The following is a 14,180-nucleotide window of genomic DNA, read 5'->3' as shown; positions in this document are numbered from 1 at the left end:
GAACCCTGGCGCAACCCTGATATTCGGACCGTCCGGGCGGAAGAGGGTTGATCCGACCCTCGTGGCGGCTATGGTCGCGCCGAAAAGAGGGATGTGCCTTGAGCTCTTCGAATTCAGCGGCGCCGGTCGTCACCATCGGCAGGGTCAAATTCGGCAATGATTTGCCGATCTCGGTCATTGCTGGGCCCTGCCAGCTCGAGAGCCGCCAGCATGCGCTGGAGGTCGCCTCCGCGCTGAAGGAGATCGCGGAGCGGCTGAACATCGGCCTCGTCTACAAGACCTCGTTCGACAAGGCCAATCGCACCAGCGCGGCGGCGGCGCGCGGGCTGGGTCTTGCGCAGTCGCTGCCGATCTTCGCGGAAATCCGATCCTCGCTCGGCTTGCCTGTTCTGACCGACGTGCACGAAGCCACGCAATGCACCGAGGTGGCGCAGGCCGTGGACATCCTGCAGATTCCAGCCTTTCTGTGCCGGCAGACCGATCTGCTGCTAGCGGCGGCTGCGACCGGCAAGGTCGTCAACGTCAAGAAAGGTCAGTTCCTGGCACCCTGGGACATGGCCAATGTCGTGACCAAGATCACGAGCGCTGGCAATCCCAACGTGCTCGTCACCGAGCGTGGCGCCTCGTTCGGCTACAACACGCTCGTCTCCGACATGCGCGCGCTGCCGATCCTGGCGCGCACCACCGGCGCGCCCGTGATCTTCGACGCCACCCATTCGGTGCAGCAGCCGGGCGGGAAGGGGACGTCCTCGGGTGGCGAGCGCGAATTCGTCCCGGTGCTGGCGCGTGCAGCTGTCGCGGTCGGCGTTGCCGGCGTCTTCATCGAGACCCATCCCGATCCCGATCGCGCGCCGTCCGACGGTCCCAACATGGTACCGCTGCGCGAGTTCGAAGGGCTCATCGCCCGGCTGATGGCGTTCGACGCACTGGCAAAGAATCCGCGCTGATGCAGCAGAGCGAGGCGGGGCCGCAAGATCAGGGCTTGCCGGCGGCGCTCTACGTCATCTCAGGCGCAAGCTTTGCCGCCGCCTTGTCGGCGCGCGCGCTCGATCCGGTGCTGCCGCACGTCGCCGACGATTTTGGCGTCAGCATCGCGACCGCCGCGGGCTTTGCCGCGGTGTTCGCCTTCACCTTCTCGATCATCCAGCCGATCATCGGGGCCGCCGCCGACCTGTTCGGCAAGACGCGGCTGATGATCGGCTGCCTCGCGCTGCTCGGCCTCGCCAACATCCTGGGCGCATTCTCGACGTCGTTCTCGGTTCTGTTTGCGACCCGCATCCTCGCGGGCATCGGCTCCGGCGGCGTATTTCCGGTGGCGCTCAGCCTGACCAGCGATCTCGTCGGTCCCGAGAAACGTCAGGTTGCGATCAGCCGCACGCTCGCCGGCGCCATGACGGGCAATCTGCTCGGCGCCTCGGCCTCAGGCCTGATCGGTGATTTCCTCGGCTGGCGCGGCGTGCTGGCGGTGCTCGGTGTCCTCGTGATCATCGCATCGATCGCGGTCGCGGCCGGCTTTCGTGGCGCCAAGGTCAAGCATCCGCCGAAGACGAGCCTGTCGGCGTTGAAGGCCGGCTATCGCACTATCTTCACCAACCCGAATGCCTATGTCTGCTATTCGGCGGTGTTCATCGAAGGCTGCTGCGTGCTCGGCCTGTTTCCTTACATCGCTTCGTTCCTGTTCGAGCTCGGCCAGACCTCGCTATCGATCGCCGGCATCGTCATCGCCGGCTTTGCGGTCGGCGGCCTGTTCTACACGCTGACGGTGTCGCGCCTGCTGCCTTGGCTCGGCGTGAGGGGCATGATGATCGCAGGGATGACGCTGGTGGCCTCACAGCTCATCGCCGTCGCCTTCGGTCCACGCTGGGAAGTGCAGGCGCTGAATCTCGTCGTGATGGGCTGGGGCTTCTACATCGCCCATGGCTGTCTCCAGGTCTTCGCCAGCGAGCTCTCGGTCGAGGCGCGCGCCACGGCAATGTCGCTGCATTCGTTCTTCTTCTTCATGGGGCAGACGGTGGGGCCGCTCGCCTACGGCTTCGGGCTCCAGCATGCCGGCAAGATGGCGACCCTGTCGGCGAGCGCCGCGATCATGGTGCTGCTCGGCCTCGTCTGCGCGCGGCTGCTCAAGCAGCGGGCGCCGTCAGATGCGCGCGTCTGAGGGCGCGTCCGGATGAAGCGCCCTCTCAAAAGCTTCGCAAGCAGTCCTTGTGGCGCTCAGGCGCTCGCGTAGGCCTCCTGCCAGAGGTCAAGCACCTCGTGACGCGTAATGCCACGGGTGATGAACACGATGCGCGAACGGCGGTCGGCAGCATGGGGCCATTTTGCAAGCGCCACCGGCGGATGGAAGACGTGGTGGACGCCATGAACCGCGACCGGCGTCTCTTCATCGCGAAGATTCAAGATGCCCTTGACCCGCAAGAGGTCCTCGCCCCGGGTGGCGCGCAGATGCGCGAGCCAGCGCGATACGGCCATCCAGTCAAGGGGATCGTCGAATGCGATCATGAAGTTAAGGATCGAGGCATCGTGGCTATGATGCTCGTGATGGGCATGACCGTCATCATGATGGTGGCCGCTCTCATGTGCAGCCTTGGCGACGTCGGCGAACGCCTGCTCGTTGAGCCAGCGCTCGATATCGGCTGTCTTCTTTTCGGGGTCAATGAGGGCGGCGCCGAACAGTTGAGCCGGATCGACCTCGCCATGCGCCACGTTCTCGATCCTGGCGCTGGGATTGAGCCGACGAAGCCGCAAGTCCAGTGCGTCAGTATCATTGACCAAATCGCGCTTGGTGATCAGCAGCCGGTCAGCGAGCGCGACCTGCTTCACCGCCTCGTATTGGCGGTCGAGCTGCCGCGCTGCATTGACCGCGTCGACGGTGGTCACCACGGTGTCTAGCCGAAGGAAATGCGAGACCAAAGGGTTGTTCAGCAGCAGCTGAGCGATGGGGGCGGGGTCAGCCAACCCCGTCGTCTCAACCAGAATCCTGCGGAACGGCGGGACCTCGCCACGATCGCGGCGCACCAGCAGCGCGCGCAGGGTCTCTTCCAGATCGCTGCGAATAGTGCAGCAAATACAACCACTCGCAAGCACGGCGACTTCGCCGTCCACGCGTTCCACGAGGAGGTGGTCGAGGCTGACCTCGCCATATTCGTTGATGATGACGGCGCTGTCCTTCATCGCGTCGTGGCGCAGCAGGCGGTTGAGCAGTGTGGTCTTGCCGCTGCCAAGAAAGCCGGTGATCAGTGACACCGGAGTCCGCTCGGCGGATTTGTCGCTCTCGAACAGGCTCATCGGCGTCCTCAACCCTGGTCTTATTTTTGTCGCTGGACAACAGCCTAATGGAGGACGAGCATTCCGAAAACAGGATCTTAAGCCCGATCTCAGCGGGCACACCCCGGGAGGAAACGATGGACGATACCAAAGGCGATGAAGAGAAGGGCGGTGCGGCGACCGATCGGCGGACCTTGCTCCGCACGGCAGGCCTTGCTGGTGCGGCTGGGGCGGCATTCGCAGGTGCGATGCACGGCAAGTTCTCACTTGCACCGATCACCGCGGCCCAAGCCCAAACCCCGGCGATGCCAAAGGGCGTGGACAAGCCTTGGTGGCCCTCGAAATGGGGCAAGGACGACGAGGCTGGCGCGTCGAACCATATCACGCCGGCGAAGGTTCTCGATGCCGTGAAGTGGATCAAGGATGGCAAGATCTACAAGATCGGCCGCGTTTACGAGCAAGGCATGCCGTTGTTCGGCGCCCGCGCATTCTCGTTGCGCATTCCCGGCGGGCCGACTGGCGGCCCGTTCGGCGACAACAAGCTCGTCTATCACGACGAGTTTCTCGCCACCGAAATCGGCCAGACCGGCACACAATTCGACGGACTCGGCCATATCGGTATCCAGTTGGGCAAGGACGGCGACAAGAGCGAGATGCGCTTCTACAACGGCTTCACTGCCGCTGAGATCGGCGACGCCTACGGCCTGAAGAAGCTTGGCACCGAGAAGCTCAAGCCGCTGTTCACACGCGCCCACCTGATCGATATGGTCGCGCTGAAGGGCGGCATGATGGATGCGGGCCAAGAGATCACCTCAGCCGATATCAAGGCGGCGCTAGCGAAGCAAAGCATCGCGGAGAGCGACATCAAGCCAGGCGATGCGATCATGTTCCACACCGGCTGGGGCTCCCTGTGGATGAAGAACAATGATCGCTACAATAGCGGCGAGCCTGGGATCGGCCTCGATGCCGCGAAGTGGATCATCGAGAAGGATCTCGCGCTGACTGCGGCCGACACTTGGGCGGTCGAAGTGGTGCCCAATCCCGACAAGTCTCTCGCTTTCGCGGTTCATTCCGAATTGCAGACCAAGCACGGCATTCTCAACCACGAGAACCTGATCTTCGACGAGTTGATTGCCGACAAGAAGTACCAGTTCGTCTACTGCTTCACGCCATCGCCGATCAAAGGCGCGACCGGCAGCAATGGCTGCCCGATCGCGATCACCTGAGGCGGATGAAAAAGCGTGTGGGCGGGACGTCCCCGCCCACCGCGCGAGCTGCGGAGCGGCGTGCGGCTCGCCTCGCATGGTCCCGGCATGGAATTCGGCGAGATGGCGATCCTGGAGCACAGCCGCAGCGCCGACGTCTTCGCCGACACGCCCGTCACCTGCCTCGAACTGCCGCTCGACAGCTTTGCCGATTACCGCCGGCTGCACCCGGAAACGTCGTTGAAGATCATGCGCAATCTTGCCGCCATCCTGGCGCGGCGGCTGGTGCTGGCGAATGCCAAGGTGGATTTGCTGAGCGCCTACTGACTATACCGAGACATTGTTTTTCGTTCCCCTGATGCGACGCAGCGCGCCGCACTTGCGGCGTGGTGCGTTGCTGATCCGGGGTCCGGAATTCGTGGCGCTCGGTCCCGGCTGTGCGGGGCGCAGCGTTTCGCGCTGCACCTTGCGCGGAACACGGGTGGGGGCTGTCTCACTTCGTCCACGTCACACTGGGCGGAGGAGGCTAGCTCGCGCAGCTCTTGCGATACTCAGCCGGCGTGACGTTCATGTGTCTGCGGAAAATCCGATTGAGATGGCTTTGATCGGAAAATCCGCTCAAGAGCGCAATTTCCTTCAGGGCGAGCCGATCCTTGCGCAGATGTTGGCGGGCGCGCTCCACCTTGCGGCTCAGGACATAGGCATGCGGCCGCATGCCATAGTGCACCTGGAACTTGCGCGCGAACTGCACCGGCGAGCAGTTGCAGATGTTGGCTAGCTCCTCGAGCGTGATGTTCCTGGAGATGTTCTGTTCGACATAGTCCTCGATCAGCCTTGCATGCGCTGGCCTGAAGCGCCCCTGCGGACAGGGCAGCTTGAATTCCACCGAGGCGTATTTGCGCAAGATGTGCACGCTCGCCTGAAGTGCCAGCGCATCGTAGCAGAGCCGGCCGCCCGGGCCGCCTTCGGACACTTCCTGCACCATCCGGTCACCGATCCAGGTCAGCACCGGATCTTCGATCCTGAGCAGATCGTGGAGTTCGACGCCGTCTGACTCGCGGTCGAATGCCTCGCTCGCGGTCTTCGTCATCAGGCTCGGCGAGATGTAGAAATGGCTGACTTCGAGGTCATTGCTCCAGCGCCAGTTCGAAGGCTCCGCACGTGTCAGCAGGGTTGTGACACCGCGTCCGACGTGATCCTGCTTCCACGCGCCGGTCACACGGCGGTTCATTGACGTGGTGCCTTCGCGATAGACGACGATCAGGAAATTCTCGGACGGCGGCACCCAGATGTCGGACGGCGCATAGCGGAAGACGCGCAACCGAAAGTCAGCCTTGCCCACGGCGGAACTGTCCAGCATCAATTGGCCGGGAGCGTAGCGGGGGAGTTCCTCAACCGTTATTAATTGGCCCATCGCGCGCGACTCCTTCCCTGATTCTAAGGCGCGGTTGACCGCTTCTGCTTCTCATTGGCCGAACGGCGGAGACGAGCATAAGCCGGTTTTGCCATTTGCCAAGCGAGCCGCGTTGCCGAACTGCAGAACCGGCAACGGACGTCCGGCTTCGTTCAAAGAATTGTCCGATTTATTCAAGCTCCAGCCGCCGGAATACTCATAGCTTCCCCCGTCCCGCACAGATGGGATCAACAATGACGCGCTGCACCACCATCCGATCGTATGACGGATGGGGAAGGTCGTGCGCACTCAAAAATCACCGAGGAGGAAGAAATGGCGGAAGCCCTGACCAAATCCAATGGAAGCAACGGTTCGCATGGACCAGCGAGATTCGATGCCGTGGTTGTCGGAGCCGGCGTCGCCGGGCTCTATCAACTCTATCGTCTGCGCGAGCAGGGATTGAGCGTCAGGGGGATCGACGCCGCGTCAGGCGTAGGCGGCACGTGGTATTGGAATCGATATCCCGGCGCGCGCTTCGACTCCGAGGCCTACATCTATCAGTATCTTTTCTCCGAGGAGCTCTACAAGGATTGGAGCTGGAGCGAGAAGTTTCCGGGCCAGCCCGAAATCGAGCGCTGGATGAACTACGTCGCCGACCGTCTCGATCTGCGCAAGGACATCCAGTTCAGTACGACGGTCAAGAGCGCGCACTTCAACGAGGCCACGCAGCGCTGGCTGGTCACGACCGACCGGGGCGACGTGATCGACACCCAGTTTCTGGTCACCTGCTGCGGCATGCTGTCGGCTCCCTACGTATCCTTTCCGGGGCAGGAGACTTTCAAGGGACGGTTGTTCCATACGGCGCGCTGGCCGGAGCAGCCTGTCGACCTCGCAGGCAAGCGCGTCGGAGTCATCGGCAACGGTGCGACCGGCATCCAGGTCATCCAGACGATCGCCGGCGATGTCGGCCATCTCAAGGTGTTCATCCGCACGCCGCAATACATCATCCCGATGAAGAATCCGAAATTTGGGGCCGCGGAGGTCGAGGACTACAAGTCGAGATTCAAGTCGCTCACCGAACGCCTGCCGCGCACATTCACCGGCTTTGAATACGACTTCGAGCACGCCTGGGCAGACCTCACGCCGGAGCGCCGCCGCGCGGTGATCGAGGCCTGCTGGAATGACGGTTCCCTGAAGCTATGGATATCCTCGTTCGCCGAGCTGTTCTTCGACCCGGAGGTCAATGCCGAGATCTCCGAATTCGTGCGCGGGAAGATGCGCGAGCGGCTCGGGGATCCGAAACTGTGCGATGCGTTGATTCCTGCCGATTATGGCTTCGGAACGCACCGTGTGCCGCTCGAGCAGAACTTCCTCGAGGCCTTCCATCGCCCCAACGTCGAGATCGTCAGCGTCAAGAGCAATCCGATCGATCGCGTCACGCCCACTGGTATTCAGACCGCTGACGGTACGGTCCATGAGCTGGATGTCATTATCCTAGCAACCGGCTTCGACGCCGGCACCGGTGCCTTGACGCGCATCGATATCAGGGGCCGCGACGGCCGATCGCTGAGGGAGGACTGGGGCAGGGACATCCGCACCACGATGGGCCTGCAGGTTCACGGCTATCCCAACCTGTTCACGACCGCCGTTCCGCTCGCTCCATCGGCCGCGCTGTGCAACATGACCACGTGCCTGCAGCAGCAGGTCGAATGGATCGATGACTGCATCAAGTACATGCGCAGCAAGGATCTGAAGGTGGTCGAGCCGACAAAGGACGCCCAGGACAGCTGGGTGGCCCATCACGATGAGATCGCAAACGCGACGCTGATCGCGAAAACCAATTCCTGGTACCTGGGCTCGAACGTCGAAGGCAAGCCGCGCCGTGTCCTGTCGTACTGCGGCGGCGTCGGCGCGTATCGACAGAAGTGCGACGAGGTCGCGGTGAACGGTTACGAGGGCTTCGTGATGCAATGAGCGCTCGCGACGCGAGCGTCGACCACATCAAACAATCCAGCACGGGAGGACGATCATGATCATGAATTTTGGCGCGACGGCAGATGCCGTTCTCGACGGCGTCGTCACATCCACGCTGCGCGTGCCCGGCGTTGTCGCGATGATGACGGACCGCCGGCGCAACATCTATGAAGGCGCAGCCGGCAAACGCCGTCTCGATCGGCCGGCGGACATGACCACCGACAGCGTCTTTGCCCTTTTCTCCACCACCAAGGCGATTACCGGCACGGCCGTTCTGCAACTCGTCGAGGAGGGCAAGCTCGATCTCGATGCGCCCGCGAAGCGTTACGCGAACGAGATCGGAAAGCTGCAGGTGATCGAGGGCTTCGATGCAGCGGGCGAGCCGATCCTGCGTGCACCGAAGCGCGATATCACCACGCGCATGCTGATGACCCACACGGCGGGCCTGAGCTACGATTTCATCAACCACACCTACAACCGGCTGGCGCAGGAGAAGGGGCAGCCCAGCGTGATCACCGCGACCAAGGCCTCCCTGATGACCCCGCTGCTGTTCGATCCCGGCGAGCGCTGGGACTATGGAACAAATCTCGACTGGTGCGGCCAGATCGTCGAGGCCATCACGGGCAAGCGACTCGGTGAAGTCTTCAAGACACGCATCTTCGAACCGCTCGGGATCGAGGACATGACCTTCGAGCTGACCGATGCGATGCGCCAGAAACTGGCCGGCATCCACGCGCGGAATGCCGACGGGTCCCTTGCGCCGATGGATTTCGAGCTTCCAGCAAAGCCCGAAGTCCATATGGGCGGCCACGGCCTGTACGGCACGGTCGGCGACTACATGCGTTTCATCCGCATGTGGCTGAATGACGGGGTTGGCGAACACGGCCGCGTGCTGAAAGCCGAAACCGTTCGGATGGCGGAAAAGAACCATCTGGGCGACAGGAAGGTAACGCGCCGATCACGGGTGTCATCCCGTCACTGTGCAATGATGCGGAATTCTTTCCGGGCCAATCCAAATCCTGGGCGTTGAGCTTCATGGTCAACGACGAGGAAGCCCCGACAGGACGTCCCGCCGGCGCGCTGGGCTGGGCCGGGCTTGCCAACCTGTTCTACTGGATCGATCGGCAGAACAACGTCGGCGGGTTCTGGGCCACCCAGATTCTGCCCTTCGGTGATCCGACATCATTCATCGGCTATATGAACTTCGAGACGGCGCTCTACCAGAGCCTGAGGCAGCGCTTGGCAAGCTAGGACCGTGCTGCGAGAGCGGCCTCGTCGCTGTCGACCGAGGCCGTTTTCTCTTGATGGTCACACGTGACCGAGCATGCCCTAGCCCCGCCCGCGATAGGGCGCCACGCCTTGCTCCGGCACCCACAGGCCCTTCGGCACGCGGCCGGTCTGCCAGAACACGTCGATCGGGATGCCGCCGCGCGGATACCAATAGCCGCCGATGCGCAGGAATTTCGGCTTGATCTCGCTGGCGATGCGCTTGCCGATCATGACGGTGCAGTCCTCGTGGAAGGCGCCGTGATTGCGGAAGCTGGCGATGTAGAGCTTGAGCGATTTCGATTCCAGCAGCCAAGCGCCTGGCGCGTAGTCGATCATCAGATGCGCGAAATCCGGCTGGCCCGTAACCGGGCAGAGCGAGGTGAATTCCGGCACGGTGAAGCGCACCAGATAATCCGTGCCTTTCTGCGGATTGGGCACGCGGTCGAGTTGGGCCTCTTCCGGCGTGTGCGGCCATTCGACCGCGCGGCCGAGCTGGAGGGACTTTTTCGCCATCGTCGTCAACATCCTGTGGAGCATGATCCGGAAAAGTGGGCACCGGTTTTCCGAAAGATCATGCTCAATTAAGCAATAGGAGCGCGATAAGATCGCGCTCCAGAGGATGCCGGGATGGACGCAAACGGGCTCGTCGTCAACCGGCGGCGATTGTCTGGATCATGACGATCCGGTCGTTGCCGGACTCGCAGCCCCATAGCTCGCCCGGACGGCCGTCGAGCTGGCGGACATTGGCGTTGGCCTTGTCGCTGGCGAAGACATTGAACTTTTCTGTGGCGGGATCGAACCGCACGATGGCGTTGGCGGAGAAATCGGTCAGCCAGACCTTGTCCTTGTCATCGACGTACACGGCATAGGCGCGGGGACGTTCGCCCGGCAGCTTCCAGGTCTTCCACGAGCCGTCCGCGGGATCATGCACCGAGACGTGGCCGCTGTTCCACTCGCTGACCCAGATCCGGCCCCTCGAATCCGACCAGACGCGCCGCGACCCCTGGTTCGGGGTCGGCGGTTCGACCACGGTCGCATTGCCGCCCGCGCGGTCGATCTTCGCGATATGGCTGCCGCCGAGGGAGGCGTACCAGACATCGCCCATGGGTGTGACCGTGATGCCGTAGGGGCCGACCCCCTTCGGCGCCTTGAACACATTCATCTCGCCGGTCTTCGGAGACAGCCGGCCGTAATAGCCGGACTGGCCGGTGAACCAGTAGGTGCCCTCCCTGTCGAACACGCCGGTGTTGAGATTGGCGGAGGCGAACTTTTCCGGCAGGCGGAACAGCGTCACCTTGAGATCGGCAGGGTCGACCCGCGCAATCGCGTTCTGGCCGCCCTCGGTGATCCAGGGCGCGCCATCGGGTCCGATGGTCACGCCGTGTGGGGCCGCGCCCTGGCCGAGGCTGACCGTCTTGAAACGGCCATCGCGTGGATCGAGGCTGCCGAGCAGGCCCTTGCCCTGCGCCGTGAACCAGATCGTGCCGTCAGGGGCGGGCGTGAGATCGTGCAGGCCGATGCCTGGGCTGATCGCGTAGTATTTCGTCCGGAACGGGGCTTCCTGCGCAAAACCTGGGCGGGCGGCAAGCAGCGCGGCACTCGAAGCAAGAAATTGGCGGCGATTCATGGCGTTACCCCGACTGTTTGAGATTGAGGTTGGGCACGCGGACCAGATGCGGTCGAGCATATTCTGAGGCGCCTTTCGCGTCAGTCGGAGCCGTGCGTCCAAGCGTTCACATTTGCTTGCGGCCCGTGTAAGACCCGCGGCACCGATCAGCCCCAACGAACGGAAGTGGACATCATGACCGCCATCATCGACATCATCGGCCGCGAAATTCTCGATAGCCGGGGCAATCCCACCGTCGAGGTCGATGTCGTGCTGGAGGACGGGGCGCTCGGCCGCGCCGCGGTTCCGTCCGGCGCCTCCACCGGCGCCCATGAGGCCGTGGAACTGCGCGACGGCGACAAGGCGCGCTATCTCGGCAAGGGCGTGACCAAGGCGGTCGGCGCCGTCAATGGCGAGATCTTCGAGGCTCTGAGCGGCCTCGATGTCGAGCAGCAGGCCCAGATCGACCAGATCATGATCGACCTCGACGGCACGCCGAACAAGAGCCGGCTGGGCGCCAACGCCATCCTCGGCGTCTCGCTGGCCTGCGCCAAGGCGGCCGCGAATTCGCTCGACATGCCGCTCTATCGCTACGTCGGCGGCACCTCCGCGCGCCTGCTGCCGGTGCCGATGATGAACATCATCAATGGCGGCGTGCACGCCGACAACCCGATCGACTTCCAGGAATTCATGATCCTGCCGGTCGGCGCCTCGAGCTTTGCCGAGGGCCTGCGCTACGGCGCGGAAGTCTTCCATACGCTGAAGTCCGAATTGAAGAAGGCCGGCCACAACACCAATGTCGGCGACGAGGGCGGTTTCGCTCCGAACCTGCCGTCGGCGGACGCCGCGCTCGACTTCGTCATGAACGCGATCGGCAAGGCCGGCTTCAAGGCGGGCACCGACATCATGCTCGGCCTCGACTGCGCCTCGACCGAGTTCTTCAAGGACGGCAAATACGTCTATGAAGGCGAGGGCAAGACCCGTTCGATCTCCGAGCAGGCGAAGTATCTTGCCGACCTCGTCGCGCGCTATCCCATCGTGACCATCGAGGACGGCATGTCGGAAGACGACATGGACGGCTGGAAGGAGCTCACCGACCTGATCGGCAAGAAGTGCCAGCTGGTCGGCGACGACCTCTTCGTCACCAACGTCAAGCGCCTTGCCGAAGGCATCAAGACCGGCCGCGCCAACTCGATCCTGATCAAGGTCAACCAGATCGGCACGCTGACCGAGACGCTCGCCGCGGTCGAGATGGCGCACAAGGCCGGCTACACCTCGGTGATGTCGCACCGCTCCGGCGAGACCGAGGATTCCACCATCGCCGACCTCGCGGTCGCCACCAATTGCGGTCAGATCAAGACCGGCTCCCTTGCAAGGTCCGACCGGACCGCCAAATACAACCAGCTCTTGCGCATCGAGCAGCAGCTCGGCAAGCAGGCGCTCTATGGCGGCAGGGCGGCACTGAAGGCGCTGGCGTAAGCCGGCGTCTCGATCCGCGCGAACAGAAGGACAGGGGAGGATCGACATGAGTGACGGCAAGACCGGACTGGAATTGCGTTCGCTGCTCAAGAAGAGCGGCGAGCTGGAATTGTCTCTCGTGACGGTCCCGACCGCGGAGCCGGCCGACGATGAGGTCGTGGTTCGCGTCGAGGCCACCCCGATCAACCCGTCCGATCTCGGGCTGCTGATCGGACCCGCCGACATGTCGGCCGCCAAGGCTTCCGGCACCAAGGAGATGCCGGTCATCACTGCCACGATGCCGGAGGCGGCGATGCGGATGATGGCGGCGAGATTCGATCAGTCGCTGCCGGTCGGCAACGAGGGCGCCGGCACGGTAGTAAGGACCGGATCGTCGGACGCGGCCAAGGCCCTGATGGGCAAGACGGTGTCGATGATCGGCGGCGGGATGTACACGCAGTACCGCGTGCTGAAGGTCCGCGACGTCATGGAGCTGCCGCCGGGCACCACGGCGGCGGACGGGGCCTCCTGGTTCGTCAATCCGCTGACCGCACTCGGCATGACCGAGACGATGCGGCGGGAGAACCACAAGGCGCTCGTGCACACGGCCGCAGCCTCCAATCTCGGTCAGATGCTCAACAAGATCTGCATCAAGGACGGCATCGGCCTCGTCAACATCGTCAGGAGCAAGGAGCAGGCCGACATCCTGCACAAGATCGGCGCAAAGTACGTCGTGGATTCCAGCGCGCCCAGCTTCATGGACGATCTGACCAACGCGCTGGTCGAGACCGGCGCCACCATCGCCTTCGACGCCATCGGCGGCGGCAAGCTGGCGAGCCAGATCCTGACCGCGATGGAGATCGCAGCCAACAAGACCGCGAAGGAATACAGCCGCTACGGCTCCAACGTGTACAAGCAGGTCTACATCTATGGCAGCCTCGACACGCGGCCGACGGAGCTGAACCGCTCGTTCGGGCTCAGCTGGGGCGTCGGCGGCTGGCTGCTCACGCCATTCCTTCAAAACATCGGCCCGGCCGAGATCGGCCGCCTGCGCCAGCGCGTGGCATCCGAGCTCAAAACCACCTTCGCCAGCCATTACACCAAGGTTGTCTCGCTCGCCGAGGCGCTCGATCCCGCCAATATCGCAGTCTACGCCAAGCGGGCCACCGGCGAAAAATTCCTCATCAACCCGAACAAGTGATCGCTTCGGTCGGTTATCGACACGCATCAGGCCGCCGCTTGGCGGCCTGATTGCTTTTGATCGTGGCCTGGACGGATCGCAACCGGACCCATTTCCAGAAACGCAGCGTTTCCAAATCGGACCGGTTCATGCACTTGCATCTATTGACCCGGATGGCTTAAGTGCCGTCCCGGCATTTCCGCTCGAGCCTTCAAGGACACCCAATGGCCTACAACATCGTCACGATCGCTGGCAGCCTGCGCAAGGACAGCTTCTCGCTCAAGATCGCCAATGCGCTCGCCAAGCTTGCGCCTGCCTCGCTCAAGCTCGAGGTGATCACGCCGGCGGGCATCTCGTTCTTCAACCAGGACCTAGAGGGCGCGCCGCCCGCGGACTGGCTCGCCTTCCGCGAGAAGCTCAAGACGTCGAATGGCGTCCTGTTCGTCACGCCCGAATACAACCGCTCGATCCCGGGCGTCCTGAAGAACGCCATCGACGTCGCCTCGCGCCCCTATGGCAAGAGCTCGTTCCTCGGCAAACCGGTCGGCATCATCTCCAATTCGCCGGGGCTGCTCGGCGGCGTCAGCGCGGCCAAGCATCTGCAGAACATCCTGCCGGGCATTTCCGGTCCGGTCCTCCAGCAGCCGGAAATCTATCTCAGTAGCGTCGGCGATGCCTTCGATGCGGACGGCAACCTGACCAAGGACTCCCTCAAGACGGTGCTGCAGCAATACATCGACGCCTTCGCCGCGCATGTGGCGAAGAATCAGGGCTGAGCTTCCGGCCAAGCCGACGCTCCGTCATGCCCGGGCTTGTCCCGGGCATCCACGT

At 63.2% G+C, this 14,180-nt stretch carries 12 protein-coding genes and 1 pseudogene; 9 read left to right on the top strand and 4 right to left on the bottom strand.

Annotated features, from left to right (window positions below; translation table 11 throughout):
* Window positions 1-98: 98 nt before the first annotated feature.
* Together kdsA and I6F24_RS22500 are read left to right on the top strand one after the other, a co-directional pair.
* Complete coding sequence (gene kdsA, locus I6F24_RS22505; protein WP_225151716.1) at window positions 99-947, top strand: 3-deoxy-8-phosphooctulonate synthase; 849 nt, start codon at window positions 99-101, stop codon at window positions 945-947.
* Window positions 947-2,155 (top strand): MFS transporter, encoded by a 1,209-nt coding sequence (locus tag I6F24_RS22500; RefSeq protein ID WP_225151714.1) that lies wholly within the window; start codon window positions 947-949, stop codon window positions 2,153-2,155. Before kdsA ends, I6F24_RS22500 begins: the two co-directional genes overlap by 1 nt.
* 56 nt (window positions 2,156-2,211) lie before the next feature.
* Here I6F24_RS22500 and I6F24_RS22495 read toward each other — a convergent pair whose 3' ends face one another.
* Window positions 2,212-3,285 (bottom strand): GTP-binding protein, encoded by a 1,074-nt coding sequence (locus tag I6F24_RS22495; RefSeq protein WP_225151712.1) that lies wholly within the window; start codon window positions 3,283-3,285, stop codon window positions 2,212-2,214.
* 116 nt (window positions 3,286-3,401) lie between these two features.
* On the opposite strand from I6F24_RS22495, the gene I6F24_RS22490 reads away from it, so the two are divergent.
* A complete protein-coding gene (locus I6F24_RS22490; protein ID WP_036025182.1) occupies window positions 3,402-4,490 on the top strand; it encodes a cyclase family protein in 1,089 nt (362 codons plus the stop codon).
* A gap of 15 nt (window positions 4,491-4,505) precedes the next feature.
* Window positions 4,506-4,796 (top strand): cyclic nucleotide-binding domain-containing protein, encoded by a 291-nt coding sequence (locus tag I6F24_RS22485; protein ID WP_225143385.1) that lies wholly within the window; start codon window positions 4,506-4,508, stop codon window positions 4,794-4,796.
* A 199-nt stretch (window positions 4,797-4,995) separates the two neighbouring features.
* Here the strand turns inward: I6F24_RS22485 and I6F24_RS22480 are convergent, their stop codons facing one another.
* Complete coding sequence (locus tag I6F24_RS22480; RefSeq protein WP_225151710.1) at window positions 4,996-5,811, bottom strand: AraC family transcriptional regulator; 816 nt, start codon at window positions 5,809-5,811, stop codon at window positions 4,996-4,998.
* A 384-nt stretch (window positions 5,812-6,195) separates the two neighbouring features.
* Here I6F24_RS22480 and I6F24_RS22475 point away from each other — a divergent pair, with 384 nt between their 5' ends.
* Entirely contained in the window at window positions 6,196-7,836 is a 1,641-nt protein-coding gene (locus I6F24_RS22475; protein ID WP_036025180.1) for an NAD(P)/FAD-dependent oxidoreductase, read from the top strand.
* A gap of 55 nt (window positions 7,837-7,891) precedes the next feature.
* Window positions 7,892-9,087 (top strand): annotated as a pseudogene (locus I6F24_RS22470) (serine hydrolase domain-containing protein).
* Window positions 9,088-9,165: 78 nt separating this feature from the next.
* Here I6F24_RS22470 and queF read toward each other — a convergent pair.
* A complete protein-coding gene (gene queF / locus I6F24_RS22465; protein ID WP_192893427.1) occupies window positions 9,166-9,642 on the bottom strand; it encodes a preQ(1) synthase in 477 nt (158 codons plus the stop codon).
* A 112-nt stretch (window positions 9,643-9,754) separates the two neighbouring features.
* Window positions 9,755-10,732, bottom strand: a complete 978-nt coding sequence (locus tag I6F24_RS22460; protein WP_036025176.1) for a lyase — start codon at window positions 10,730-10,732, stop codon at window positions 9,755-9,757.
* A gap of 174 nt (window positions 10,733-10,906) precedes the next feature.
* Here I6F24_RS22460 and eno point away from each other — a divergent pair, with 174 nt between their 5' ends.
* The 3 genes from eno (at window position 10,907) to I6F24_RS22445 (ending at window position 14,125) form a co-directional block, all read left to right on the top strand.
* Window positions 10,907-12,190, top strand: coding sequence for a phosphopyruvate hydratase (gene eno / locus I6F24_RS22455; RefSeq protein WP_036009930.1), 1,284 nt, complete (start codon window positions 10,907-10,909; stop codon window positions 12,188-12,190).
* A 46-nt stretch (window positions 12,191-12,236) separates the two neighbouring features.
* Entirely contained in the window at window positions 12,237-13,370 is a 1,134-nt protein-coding gene (locus tag I6F24_RS22450) for a zinc-binding dehydrogenase (RefSeq protein WP_074447973.1), read from the top strand.
* Between the two features lie 203 nt (window positions 13,371-13,573).
* The gene (locus I6F24_RS22445) at window positions 13,574-14,125 is read left to right on the top strand and encodes an NAD(P)H-dependent oxidoreductase (protein ID WP_036009870.1); all 552 of its coding nucleotides are present in this window, start codon (window positions 13,574-13,576) and stop codon (window positions 14,123-14,125) included.
* The last annotated feature ends 55 nt before the right edge of the window (window positions 14,126-14,180 follow it).

Origin of the sequence: Bradyrhizobium sp. BRP23, from assembly GCF_020194135.1 — a bacterium.
GTDB lineage: Bacteria > Pseudomonadota > Alphaproteobacteria > Rhizobiales > Xanthobacteraceae > Bradyrhizobium > Bradyrhizobium yuanmingense.
Note: the sequence above shows the minus strand (reverse complement) of the source record. Positions and strands in the feature narration are given on the sequence as shown.

What these genes read in the sequence shown, in the direction of transcription:
- I6F24_RS22450 (WP_074447973.1), top strand. Translation starts at nt 12,237, where the DNA reads ATGAGTGACGGCAAGACCGGACTGGAATTGCGTTCGCTGCTCAAGAAG.
- eno (WP_036009930.1), top strand. Translation starts at nt 10,907, where the DNA reads ATGACCGCCATCATCGACATCATCGGCCGCGAAATTCTCGATAGCCGG.
- I6F24_RS22500 (WP_225151714.1), top strand. Translation starts at nt 947, where the DNA reads ATGCAGCAGAGCGAGGCGGGGCCGCAAGATCAGGGCTTGCCGGCGGCG.
- queF (WP_192893427.1), bottom strand. Translation starts at nt 9,642, where the DNA reads ATGCTCCACAGGATGTTGACGACGATGGCGAAAAAGTCCCTCCAGCTC.
- I6F24_RS22460 (WP_036025176.1), bottom strand. Translation starts at nt 10,732, where the DNA reads ATGAATCGCCGCCAATTTCTTGCTTCGAGTGCCGCGCTGCTTGCCGCC.
- I6F24_RS22495 (WP_225151712.1), bottom strand. Translation starts at nt 3,285, where the DNA reads ATGAGCCTGTTCGAGAGCGACAAATCCGCCGAGCGGACTCCGGTGTCA.
- I6F24_RS22445 (WP_036009870.1), top strand. Translation starts at nt 13,574, where the DNA reads ATGGCCTACAACATCGTCACGATCGCTGGCAGCCTGCGCAAGGACAGC.
- I6F24_RS22490 (WP_036025182.1), top strand. Translation starts at nt 3,402, where the DNA reads ATGGACGATACCAAAGGCGATGAAGAGAAGGGCGGTGCGGCGACCGAT.
- I6F24_RS22475 (WP_036025180.1), top strand. Translation starts at nt 6,196, where the DNA reads ATGGCGGAAGCCCTGACCAAATCCAATGGAAGCAACGGTTCGCATGGA.